The sequence below is a fragment of the Roseivirga spongicola genome (genome assembly GCF_034376045.1).
In the GTDB taxonomy this organism is placed as follows: domain Bacteria; phylum Bacteroidota; class Bacteroidia; order Cytophagales; family Cyclobacteriaceae; genus Roseivirga; species Roseivirga spongicola.
This window is the reverse complement of sequence record NZ_CP139724.1, coordinates 427,526-439,041: the sequence shown is the minus strand read 5'-3', so window position 1 is coordinate 439,041 and position 11,516 is coordinate 427,526. Positions and strand designations below refer to the sequence as shown.

Annotated in this window: 12 protein-coding genes; 3 read left to right on the top strand and 9 right to left on the bottom strand. The window is 40.8% G+C overall.

Annotation, left to right across the window (positions count from 1 at the left end; translation table 11 throughout):
- The first annotated feature begins 27 nt into the window (after positions 1 to 27).
- Together T7867_RS02065 and T7867_RS02060 are read left to right on the top strand one after the other, a co-directional pair.
- Positions 28 to 462 carry a hypothetical protein gene (locus T7867_RS02065; RefSeq protein WP_322299791.1) on the top strand — a complete coding sequence of 145 codons (435 nt, stop codon included), beginning with the start codon at positions 28 to 30 and terminating at the stop codon, positions 460 to 462.
- Positions 463 to 665: 203 nt separating this feature from the next.
- Entirely contained in the window at positions 666 to 2,234 is a 1,569-nt protein-coding gene (locus tag T7867_RS02060) for a 7TM diverse intracellular signaling domain-containing protein (RefSeq protein WP_068219029.1), read from the top strand.
- Between the two features lie 2 nt (positions 2,235 to 2,236).
- Here the strand turns inward: T7867_RS02060 and T7867_RS02055 are convergent, their stop codons facing one another.
- The 3 genes from T7867_RS02055 to T7867_RS02045 are packed head-to-tail and all read right to left on the bottom strand — an operon-like array spanning position 2,237 to position 5,116.
- Complete coding sequence (locus T7867_RS02055; RefSeq protein WP_068219032.1) at positions 2,237 to 2,884, bottom strand: response regulator; 648 nt, start codon at positions 2,882 to 2,884, stop codon at positions 2,237 to 2,239.
- On the bottom strand, positions 2,877 to 4,634 hold the full coding sequence (locus T7867_RS02050) for an ATP-binding protein (RefSeq protein WP_068219035.1): 1,758 nt from the start codon (positions 4,632 to 4,634) through the stop codon (positions 2,877 to 2,879). Before T7867_RS02050 ends, T7867_RS02055 begins: the two co-directional genes overlap by 8 nt.
- 2 nt (positions 4,635 to 4,636) lie before the next feature.
- On the bottom strand, positions 4,637 to 5,116 hold the full coding sequence (locus T7867_RS02045; protein ID WP_068219038.1) for a hypothetical protein: 480 nt from the start codon (positions 5,114 to 5,116) through the stop codon (positions 4,637 to 4,639).
- Between the two features lie 211 nt (positions 5,117 to 5,327).
- Here T7867_RS02045 and T7867_RS02040 point away from each other — a divergent pair, with 211 nt between their 5' ends.
- Positions 5,328 to 5,540: a response regulator transcription factor gene (locus tag T7867_RS02040; RefSeq protein WP_068219041.1), complete on the top strand. Its 213-nt coding sequence runs from the start codon at positions 5,328 to 5,330 to the stop codon at positions 5,538 to 5,540.
- A 166-nt stretch (positions 5,541 to 5,706) separates the two neighbouring features.
- On the opposite strand, the gene T7867_RS02035 is transcribed toward T7867_RS02040, so the two are convergent.
- From T7867_RS02035 to T7867_RS02010, 6 genes are read right to left on the bottom strand one after another with little or no spacing between them, the layout of a single operon-like run.
- Positions 5,707 to 6,438, bottom strand: a complete 732-nt coding sequence (locus T7867_RS02035; protein ID WP_068219044.1) for a 3-keto-disaccharide hydrolase — start codon at positions 6,436 to 6,438, stop codon at positions 5,707 to 5,709.
- 5 nt (positions 6,439 to 6,443) lie between these two features.
- A complete protein-coding gene (locus tag T7867_RS02030; RefSeq protein ID WP_068219047.1) occupies positions 6,444 to 7,496 on the bottom strand; it encodes a sugar phosphate isomerase/epimerase family protein in 1,053 nt (350 codons plus the stop codon).
- Between the two features lies 1 nt (position 7,497).
- Entirely contained in the window at positions 7,498 to 8,643 is a 1,146-nt protein-coding gene (locus tag T7867_RS02025; protein ID WP_288339361.1) for a Gfo/Idh/MocA family protein, read from the bottom strand.
- A gap of 33 nt (positions 8,644 to 8,676) precedes the next feature.
- Positions 8,677 to 9,909: a nucleoside permease gene (locus T7867_RS02020; protein WP_068219053.1), complete on the bottom strand. Its 1,233-nt coding sequence runs from the start codon at positions 9,907 to 9,909 to the stop codon at positions 8,677 to 8,679.
- Positions 9,910 to 9,943: 34 nt separating this feature from the next.
- Positions 9,944 to 10,732 carry a 3-keto-disaccharide hydrolase gene (locus tag T7867_RS02015; protein WP_322299790.1) on the bottom strand — a complete coding sequence of 263 codons (789 nt, stop codon included), beginning with the start codon at positions 10,730 to 10,732 and terminating at the stop codon, positions 9,944 to 9,946.
- 54 nt (positions 10,733 to 10,786) lie between these two features.
- On the bottom strand, positions 10,787 to 11,449 hold the full coding sequence (locus T7867_RS02010) for a 2-C-methyl-D-erythritol 4-phosphate cytidylyltransferase (RefSeq protein ID WP_322299789.1): 663 nt from the start codon (positions 11,447 to 11,449) through the stop codon (positions 10,787 to 10,789).
- Between the last annotated feature and the right edge of the window lie 67 nt (positions 11,450 to 11,516).

Sequence of the window (11,516 nt, the reverse complement as noted above, 5' to 3'; positions counted from 1 at the left end):
AGGGTGAGGATAAAACATGCAACCAAGATGAAAATAAAGAGCATATACACCCTCACACTAATAGCAGTAATCGCTTTGTTGTCGTTAGGCTGCGAGCAGAAAGATGACGGTACGGGGCCAAGCATTCAAGACCTTGCTTACGAGAAGCTAGCTGGTCAGTGGACGCTAGGAGAGTTTGGGAGCATCAAGCTAGAAGGAGCAGATGTTAGCCCCAACTATCCGGGCTTTGCCCTGTCTTTTGCAGATGGCACATACACCACCACCAATGCTGGCGACCTGTTCAGTGCCAGTGGCACATGGGAATGGGCTGATGAGTCAGCCGCAGTGGTAAACCTAGACGATGGCAAAGTTTTGAACATCCAACAGCTCACCTTTAGCAAGTTTGTGTTCAGCTTTACCAAGTCCGATGGGCCGGTAAGAGCTGGCATGGCCGGTAACTACGTGATCAGGGTAGAAAAATAAATTGTTGATCATATTTATGTTGTTGTTTGGGCCTGCAATAGAAATATTGCAGGCTCTTTTAATATTAAAGCATCCAAAAAAATGAATGAGGAGATTTGCCTTTGATTTGGCTTCAGAAAGTGCATATTAGTAACCTATAACTGTACTTGCCTGTGCTAAAAAATCGAGTTAGCGTCTCTTTCTGCCTGCTCTTGCTCTGTGTCATGTCCCTCAATGCCTTTCAGGTTAATGAGCAGATAGTGCAGTTTTCTGATATGGATAGAGCTTATAAAGTCAACGATTTTGTGAGCGTTTATCAAACTCCCGACACCATTTCGGCACAAGAAGCATGGCGAAGAATTCAAGCGGGCATCTTGGAAGAGGTTCCGTACCAAGGGAATCCGGGAATGACTAATTCAGATGTAGCCTATTGGTTGGTGTTTCAAGTCTATAATAGCCTAACGGACAACGCTCAATTTTACTTAGAGCTTTCATATCCGCAGTTAGATGCTGTGAGCCTCTCGGAAATTCATGGTGAAAGTGCTAAGCTGCTTTTTGCTACAGGAGATAAGTTCAAATTCAGTCAGAGGTCCGTAGACAATAGAAACTTTGTGTTTCCGATCAGCATTTCTTCTAAAGAGCAAAAGACCTTTCTATTAAATGCGGATAAGCGCAATTCTGCTGTTAGGTTTCCGCTACGATTATACAGTCAATCTCATTTTTTAGAAACAGCCAATAGAGAGCAGATTTACCTTTCTGTATACTATATATTCTTGGCTGTTTTGGTTATTTCTTCATTGATGGTAGGGCTTGGGCTTAGCAATAAGGTGTTTGTTTGGTATGCCGTTAGTGTGTTTTGTTATGGGTTGTGGCTGTTTACTTGGCAGGGATTCTCCTATCAATACATTACCTCTAATTGGCCTGAGTTCAACAGACATTTTCTTCCATTTTGTTCTCAGATAGCGATAATGTCTCTATTGATATTTGTGCAGAGCTTTTTTGAAACGAAAAATACGTTGCCTGCTTTCAATAGAATAATGAATGGTGTATTGCTGCTCTTTGTTTTAGGAACAGTTGTCTGGGTAATTATTCCTAATACTTATGTAGCCTTTGCGCCTAGGCTCTTTGCTTTGAGATACTTTTGCGTAGGGCTCATCTTAGTGTTTTCAGTTACTGCTGCCATAAAATACCGAAAGCAGGGAATGAATAGGTCGGTGATATTCGCCATTTCCTACGCTCTCTTTTTCATTACCATTGTTGGTAAAATACTCGATGAGTATGGTTTAATTACTGAGTTCAATTTTGTAGTAGATCCTATTCTCATAGGGAATTTAATGCAGGTTACAGGGCTTTCCGTTGCTATGATGATAATGCTCATAAAGGTGTTGAGAGAAAAGGAGCTACTTAAAACCACTAATATGGAGTTAGCTAGGTCTTTAGAGCAGACTAAGCGCGAAGCTTCAGAAGAGCCATTGGTACCTAAGTTTGAATACTTAACCTTAAAAAGTAAAGCCGTCATTAACTTGGCCGATATAGAATACATCTCATCAGATGGTGGCTATTGCGAGTTCCACATAAGAAATAAAGAGCATCCAGAAATTGATCGTAGATCGCTTACGTCATTAGAAGCAGATTTGCCTGAGTATTTTGTTAGAATCCACAGATCTACCATTATCAATTTAAACCATGCTCGACAGGTCAAGTCTAGTGCGGTGGTACTTACCTCTGGAGTTAAATTGGTGGTTTCCAGAACCTACAAAGAGGCGCTTTTAGAGGCGGCAGGGAAGAGCTAAACCTAAAGGTTGATCACTTCATTTTGAATAGCCCATTTGACTAAGCCGACCGAATTTTTTAGCTCGAGCTTTAACAGAATGTTTGACCTATGACTTTCTACGGTGTGTACGCTTATGGATAGTTCTTCGGCTATTTCTCCTGTGGTTTTTTCATCACAAATCAGCTGAATGATTTCCAGTTCGCGCTTGGTGAGCAAGTCTTTTTTAGCGAAGGAGCTAGAAGATTTCTGGTTGTCAAAGTCTAGGAAGTTCTGCATTAGCAACGGATCGAAGTAATTTCTGCCTTGCATTACATCTCTTATCGCTTCAAGTATTTTCTCTTTGTTGGAGTTTTTAAGCAAGAAACCGAAAGCCCCATTTTTAATCATCCGCTTGGCCAAGCGCGGGTTATCGTGCATACTCAAAGCGATTACCCTAATCTGTGGATAATGCTTGTTGAGATAGGTTGTACATTCCAAACCATCCATTTCTGGCATATTAATATCCATTAGCACTAGGTCTATGGTTTTAGTTTCAACAGCCTCAATAACTTGATTGCCATTGAGTGCTCCGCCCGCAAACGATAGATCGGAAACACCATTAATAATGGCTTCCATTCCATCTATTATTACCTGATGGTCGTCTGCTACCAGAATATTCGTTTTATTCATCGATAGGTATGTTTATGTTAAATTCTGCCCCATTGCCAGGAGCGCTCTGAATTTGGAGTTTTCCTCTTAGAATGTCTACCCTAGAGGCAATACTCTTCAGGCCTAAGCCTTCCTTAATTTCAGTTTTATCAAAGCCTTTTCCATCATCTTTATATTGAATGGATAGTGTAGAGTTGCTTAGTTTCACTGACAAGGCTATGGTTTGAGCATGAGCATATTTCATGCTATTGTTAATGAGCTCCTGAATAATGCGATAGATCAGCACTTCTTTTTCTTCATCAATAATGCCTTCTTCTACTGCAATTTCTTCTTTAACCTTTAGTTGGGTTGAAGCCTTTACATTGTCTAGCAGGTCTAAGATGGCTTCTGCTAGCCCAAGCTTTGTTAAGCTGGCTGGTACCATGTTGTGCGAAATTCGTCTCACTTCGGTACATGCGTTGTCAATTTGCTCCAATGATTTTCGATAGCCTTCTCGATCTTCTACTTTATCTTCAAAATTACTGAGCCTCAACTTTACACTTGTCAATAACACCCCGATACCATCATGAAGGTCTTTTGCTACACGCTTGCGTTCTTGTTCTTCGCCCATAACCATGGCCTGTAGGTTTTCTAGTTTCTTTTTTTGCAAGGTTTGAATAAAGATGAGGTAAGAAATGAGCAAGGCTATGACCAAGATTATCAGTCCGATACTAAACAGGCGAGCCTTTCGGCTAGCAAAGAACGCGGTTTGTTCAGCTTGGTCAAGCTGTTTATCTGTTCTGTAATCTTCGGTTATTTGAGCTACTCTGGTTCGTTCCTTTTCCATCAGAATTCCAATAACTTCAGAATATCTTTGATTACTGTAGGTTAATGCCTTTCTAAAATCTCCCACCAGTTCATAAGCCCTAGAAAGGCGGGTAAATGTGGTGGCGTAAACCTCATGTTCCATTTTATGTCCTCGACTTTTTTCTAGTCTATCAATTAACTCTACAGACTCTAGCAGAACGGCAATAGCAGCTGGGCCATTTTCTTGCTGAGTGTAAATACTACCGAGCAATGAATTTACTTGAATGGTGCCTAACGTGTCGCCTGCATTAGTATATAGGTGTTTAGAGGCTTTTGCATGATATACTGCGGAGTCTAAATAAGTGTCTAGGTTGCCGGGTACTTCGTCTATTAAAAAATTGTAGGCCGATCCGAGCCAAAAATGACACTTAGCTATATCTGTTGCTGACCTATTTCCTTCAAGTAGCGTCAATGCCTTTCTGTTGAAGTCTATGCAATCAGCTAGCTTTCCGAACCTGTAGCTATTAATGCCTAAGTTGATGTAAGATTTATATAGCTCTTCTTTTAGGTTGTACTCAATTCTGAGATTATAGGCGCTCTGAAAATAGATTTTCGAAGATTCCTTTTGGCGCATCAGGTCATACACCTCACCTATTTTGTCATTAAGTTCGGCCATTATCAGTGCATTCTCTTCTGTTGCTTTCAATAGCTTGAGGGCTTCGATTAAGAAGTTAATGGCGCGTTCTCGATTGTTTGAAGTATTGCTCTTTAAATGGGCATCACTGATTAGGCTGAGGTATTTTACTCTTTGGTAAGTACTTGTGCTGGATGTGTCTATTTTTTGAATGATAATGAAAGTACTATCAGTATCACCATTTGCCAATTGTTGGTTTGCAGCGAAAAATAGTGAGTCGAAAGTATATTCTTGAGAAGAGGCATTCTTCATTAAGAAGAACGCCAGTAAGATCATAAAGAGTTGCCTCATTCTTATTGAACAGGGGGAATATCGGTTTCACAATATTTATCGTCCCAAACAACCAAAGCAGACTCCGCATCTTTTTTGTTTGACTTTTCAAACACCTGCATAAGTAGCTTTTTTCCACTCAGGTTTTCATGGAAGAATATGGTATGCTTTACCATGAGCAGCTTTACCTTTCCAGACTGATTGTCAAAATCTCGCTTTATGAATTCTAAGTATACATTTCCATCGGCATCTGCATTGTTTATGGAGTATACCTCATGGTTTTTGGGTGAAAGTAAATGGTGTTCCATGTCCCATTTATTATGGAAGGCCATAAAGGTTGCTTTTACATATTTGCCAGGAATCGCTGCAACATCTTTAGGTAGTTCAGAACTGTCGAGTATTCCATTTATTCCAGTATGAAAATGGATATACGCTTTACTATTTACCAAGTCATTGACCTGGGCTAAGTCTTCAGCTTTCTTAATTGGTTTGCCAAGTTTCATGGTTACGTTATTTGTTGATGGTTGATTATACTTTAAAGATAGAAGTTTGTAAAAGATTTAAAATCAGCAGCTTCTGTGATGTGGGTAAATGGCAGAAAACCACTACCCGAATTAGGGTAGTGGAAAACTACTAATTCTTTCTTTCGGAACTTTCATTGAAAGAACTGATCTATAAAATGGCTCACTTTGGTTCTACTAAACCGATAGTATTATGAATGCCGTGCAGATTAATGAACAGTTTACTGACAGAGAATTCGAAATTATTAGCCTTATGGCTGAAGGGGCTAGCGCTAAAGAAATTGCAAATCACTTATTTGTTTCCATCAATACGGTTACTACCCACCGCAAAAATATTTTGGGCAAAACAACAGCGCCAAATACCACGGCCTTGGTGGCTAAGTGTATTCGGCTTGGATGGATATAACTGGAGTAGCATTAACGGAGACTCAAAGTCTGATAGAAGAGCATAAAAAAAGCTGTTTCAAAAGAGTGCATCCTCGTCATTCCCCATTTTGCGAAAACCACAATTCAGGGTTATGAATAACGGGTAACCTCTTGAAACAGCCTTTTTAGTTATTGTTAAGGCTTGTTTAGAGCTCTCTTATCCAGATATTTCTATACCTCACTGGGTTGCCATGGTCTTGTAGAGCAATTGGGCCAGGGCCGTGAGCAGGATTTTGTGGAAGACCAATGTATGGAGTAGTGCCAGATAATATGTGATGATTCTGTACTACCACACCGTTGTGTAAAACAGTAACTGTTCCACTGGCTACTTTAATGCCATCTTCATTGAAGCGAGGCGCCTTGTAAATAATGTCGTAAACGTTCCACTCGCCAGGGGCAACAGTGGCATTTACCAAAGGCATAGCCTGCTTATAAATGGCTGCAGCTTGACCATTGGAGTAAGTTTTAGACTCGTAGCTATCTAATACTTGCACTTCATAAATTCCCTGAAGAAATACGCCAGAATTACCTCGCCCTTGGCCTTCGCCCACAATTACAGTTGGTGCAGACCATTCAATATGTAGCTGGAAATCTTCAAACTCTTGTTTGGTTTGAATGTCTCCAGTGCGAGCTACAACTTCCATATAGCCGTTTTCTACTTTCCAAGCAGCGGGCTTTCCTTCATTTTTAGATTCCCAAGCATTTAGATTCTTACCATCGAAAAGAACAATGGCATCTGAAGGGGCAGCTCCATTTTTGCCAGGGGTAATTTTTCTAGGAACGGGGTCCCATACTTCGGTGGCTTTTGGGTCGGTAATTTGAGCCATCAACCCTGCTCCAAAGCAAATTAAAGTAAGTGTCAACGCAATCTTTTTCATATCAATCAATTATCTATTCCTAATAGTTTTTTGAATTCATCATCTGAAATACCAGCATCGGCAAAATCATCGAAGTTTTTCTGAGTTGCCTCTATAATGAACTGGCTAATATATTCTGCACCCTCTCTGGCTCCTTGCTCAGGAGATTTAATGCAGCATTCCCATTCTAAAACAGCCCAACCGTCATATCCATACTGTGTTAGTTTTGAGAAGATGCCCTGAAAATCTACTTGCCCATCGCCAATAGATCTGAACCTTCCCGGACGGTCTATCCAGTCCTGATAGCCACCGTATACACCCGATTTGCCATTCATGTTGAATTCGGCATCCTTTACATGGAACATGCGAATGAACTCATGGTAATGATCTATATAGGCCAGGTAGTCTAACTGCTGAAGTACAAAGTGAGATGGATCATAAAGTAGCTTTACTCTATTGTGTTTACCAGTAGCTTCATAGAACATCTCAAAAGTAGTTCCATCATGAAGGTCTTCACCAGCATGAACTTCGTAACAAACATCTACACCTTGTTCATCAAAATGATTAAGAATAGGTTGCCATCTATTCGCTAGCTCGGCAAACCCTTTTTCAATTAGGCCGGCTGGTCGCTGTGGCCAATTGTAGAAATATGGCCAAACTAATGCGCCAGAGAATGTAGCGTGTACATCTATACCCAAGTTTTTAGAAGCTACGGCAGCCTTTTTTACCTGATCTATAGCCCACTCATTTCTTTGTTTGGCATTCATTCCTTTTGGTGCAAAGCCTTTGAAAAGCTCTTCGTAAGCAGGGTGAACAGCTATGAGTTGCCCTTGTAAATGGGTGGATAGTTCACTTACCTCCAAGCCATACTCGGCTAATGTGCCCTTAAGCTCATCGCAGTAAGTTTTACTTTCTGCCGCTTTGTCTAAATCTATAAGGCGAGCATCCCAAGTTGGTATTTGCACTGCCTTATAGCCTAAATCGCTTGCCCATTTAGCAATATTAGGTAAGCTGTTGAACGGTGCCTGGTCATCTGCAAACTGTGCTAAGAATACAGCTGGTCCTTTTATTGTTTTCATCTTAATCTTCTATTTCTGTCCACACATTACCATTTTTAGACGATGCTAAAACGGCTTCAATAAACTTCATTCCTCTCACCCCTTCGTGTACTGTAGGGAAGGCACCTTCTAGATACTCTTCGCCCCGAATGGCTTTGGCTGCTCCAGAATAAATATTTCCCATAGAGTCGAAAATGCCCTCTGGGTGCCCTGGAGCTATTTTGGTGCTTATAGCGGAAAGTTCGCTGTTGTACTCGTGCCCTGGCTTGAGCACCTGAACTGGCTTTCCTTCTTCCATAAAATAGAGGTAGTTAGGGTTTTCTTGTTCCCACTTTATACCTGCTTTGGTACCATAAACCGCTATGCAGAGATTATTTTCTTCACTGGTGGCAATTTGGCTAGCTCTTACTAGGCCTTTCGCACCATTATCGAACTGACACATAGCAGTTCCATCAATATCTAATGGATTGTCTTCGTAAAGTGTATTTAGGTCTGCTAATACTTTGGTGGTTTTTAGCCCAGTGGTGTACTCTACCATGTTAAAGGCGTGAACTCCAATATCTCCCATACAACAGCTTTGACCAGCTTTTTCTGGGTCTAAGCGCCAAACGCCAGCTCTTTTTTCCTTGTCGTGAATAACAGGGTTAATCCAGCCTTGGTAGTATTGGGCATCAACCTTCTGAATTTTACCAAGTACACCTTCGGCTATCATACTTTTCATTTGGCGTACCATTGGGTAGCCAGTGTAGGTATGGGTTAGGGCAAAAGAAACACCATGCTTCTTGGTTAGAGATTCTAGCTCCATAGCTTCTGCAGCGGTATTGGTAATTGGTTTTTCACAGATTACGTGAAAACCGTTTTCAATTAGCTGTTTGGCCATTGGGTAGTGAAGAAAGTTTGGTGTTACCACCACTACTACTTCAATCCTTTCTTCGGCTGGTAAAGCCAGTTCTTTTTCTACAAAAGTATCTATATCAGCATATGTTCTGCTTAGGTCTAGCTCTAGCTTTTTTGCAAACTTCTGACCGTTTTCAAAGTTGGAATCGAATACTCCTCCAACTAAAGTATACTCTTCGCCAATATATGAGGCTATTCTATGAACAATACCGATGAAGGAGTTGAGTCCTCCACCCATCATGCCCATTCTAATTTTCCTTTGTGTAGACATAAATTTTGAAGTTTTATAATTTGGGTTCTACTCTTAGTCTTGTTTGTAAGCTACTTTCTCGTTTTTGAAGAAAATAGAGAAGAGGATAAATACTAACACAGAGAAGCCTGCAGGTAATAACCAAATGTTCTCCCAAGTGTGAGTTCCATCTGCATTGGTGTACATTCCTGAAATTTGGCCAGCAGCCCAGAAACCGATTAACATACCTACACCGTAGGTAGCAAGAGTGATAAGCCCTTGGGCGGCACTTTGGAATTTGGCTCCAGCTTTAGAGTCAGTATATATCTGACCAGATACAAAGAAGAAGTCATAACATATTCCATGAAGTGCAATACCTAATAGTAGCATCCAGGTGCCAGAATCTGCATTTCCGTAGGCAAATAGTACGTATCTAATTGCCCAAGCTAGCATTCCGAATAGTAAAGTCTTTTTTATGCCATAACGAGTTAAAAAGACAGGTAATAATAGCATGAAGGCTATTTCTGATATTTGACCGATAGCTTGCTTTCCTGTGGCGTTAGTCATGCCAATCTCTAAAAGGAAAGGGTTGGTCATTTGATAGTAAAATGCTAGCGGAATACAGATAAGAACCGATGAAAAGAAGAATACAGCAAAGTTCTTATTGGCCAAAAGCTTAAGTGCGTCTAGTCCAAGAATATCAGAAACCTTAATTTTTTCACCCTTGTCAACTTGCGGTGGAGTTTTAGGTAGGGTAAAGCTGAATATACCAAGAACGGCAGAAGCTGCTGCTACCATTAAGAAGGTGTTTTTTAACATACCCGCCTGAGCTGCTTCTTGAGAGTCCCAAGAGAGCGCACTGATTACAAACCCAGCGATAACCCACCCAATGGTTCCGAATACTCTAATCTTAGAGAACTGTTTAGAAGGATCGGTTAACTGTCTGAATGAAACAGAATTTACAAGGGCCAAAGTAGGCATGTAAAGAATCATGTATGCTAATACGTATGGGTAAAAGCTGGCAAAATCTGTGGCCTGATACATCATGTACATCAGCACTGCACCAGCAAGGTGTAATACGCCAAGAATACGCTCGGCATTAAAAAATCTATCGGCAATAAGGCCAATAATAAAAGGTGCTATAATGGCTCCCCAAGATTGTGTTGAAAAAGCCATGCTGGCTTGAGCATCGGTAGTTTGGAGGTTGTTGCCCAAATAAGAGCCTAGTGTTACAAACCAGCCACCCCAAATAAAAAATTGGAGAAACATCATAACGCTAAGTCTGATAGAGATTCCCGTTTGGTTCATAGTTATCAAGTTTATGTATTTGTCTGTAGTTGAATTAGTCTTTTAATTGTTTGATCATCACCTTTCTGAATTGCACAGGATGACTCTCACTTTGAAGTGCAAAATAACCGCCATTGAGCGGTTTGCCATCTTCCATAATATTGTCTTTTAGGTTACTTACCATTCCAATACCCATTACAGGGTTGCTATATTTCATTACGGTATCGCCTTCCACCACATGAGCGATTTCGCCATTGGCTCTCGCCACTATATCCATGGTAATCCATTGGTCTCCATCATAAGTTTTGGCAGTTGAGGTAATACAATGGTCAGTGATCTGAACTCCATCAATATCTACGTGGGTTCCAGGAGTACAAAGGCTGCCAGTAGGCCTAGGGTTGCCATCGCTTAGGCCTCCTAAAAACTGAGCTTCTAAAGAAATGGGGAAGTCTTGTTGTTCTCCCATGGTTTCTGGTGCCTGTGAGTGAAACATTACTCCACTATTTCTAGTGGCCCATGCGGCTCCACCTTCTACTTGCTCTCCAATAAATCGGTACTCTACTCTTAGAACATAATTAGAGAATGGCTTTTCATAAAAAAGATGTCCAAAACGGTTGTCGAACCTGTAGTACTTGTCATAAGAAACGGTAAGAAGACCGTCTTCTACTCTGAAAGTCTCTCCATAATTTTCACCAGCCGGATAGCCAGTTATTTTAGGTGTCCATCCTTCTAAGTCCTTGCCATTGAACAGGTTCTCCCATTCGTTGTTGTTTTGAGGGGTGCAGCCTAAGACTAATAAGAGTACTGCCACACCAAGAAGGGTGGTTAATTTTGCGCGTTCCATAGTAAAATTTAGGAGCAATAAGTTAGCTAAAATCTTATTCTTAGCAAGCCTAGTTTATGCCTTCAGTAGAGTTTCGGCAACAAGTAAATCTTCTGGAGTAGTTATTTTTATGTTTTTATAGTCGCCCTCTATTAAGTTAATACTGTGGCCTGCTTGTTCTAAAACTGAAGCATCGTCTGTAAAGCTGGGAGTGTATTCTTGTTCAAACGCCCTTTTAATGAGTTGAATTTTAAAGGTTTGAGGGGTTTGAATAAGCCTGAAGTTAGTCCTGTCTTCTTGTTGGTTAGCGTGTGGAGTAATGGACCTAATAGAGTCTTTGAGTTGAATTGACGCAATGGCGTTCCCTGTCCGTTTCGCTTGTTCAAAAGACTCAGAAATTATTTGACGTTCTAATAATGGTCTAACACCATCATGAATGGCTACTAATCCATCGTCTGCCTTTATACTAGAAAGACCATTTTTTACAGAATGAAAGCGCTGTTCGCCACCAGCTATAATGTTATGAGGAATTTTGAATTGATGTTCATCAACTAACTCCTTCCAGTAAGGAATCTGACTCTCTGGAAGCACGAGGATAATTTGAATATCATCAAAATGGAATGCCTCAAGCGTGTGCATAAGAATAGGCTTCCCTGCCAGCTTTATAAACTGCTTCGGTAGTTCGCTTTTCATGCGGGTTCCGCTTCCTCCTGCTACTACGATGGCGTATTTCTGCATAGCACAATATTAAACAAAAAAGCCTTCCTGAATCAGGAAGGCTTTTCTTTAGCACTGCTTTATTATC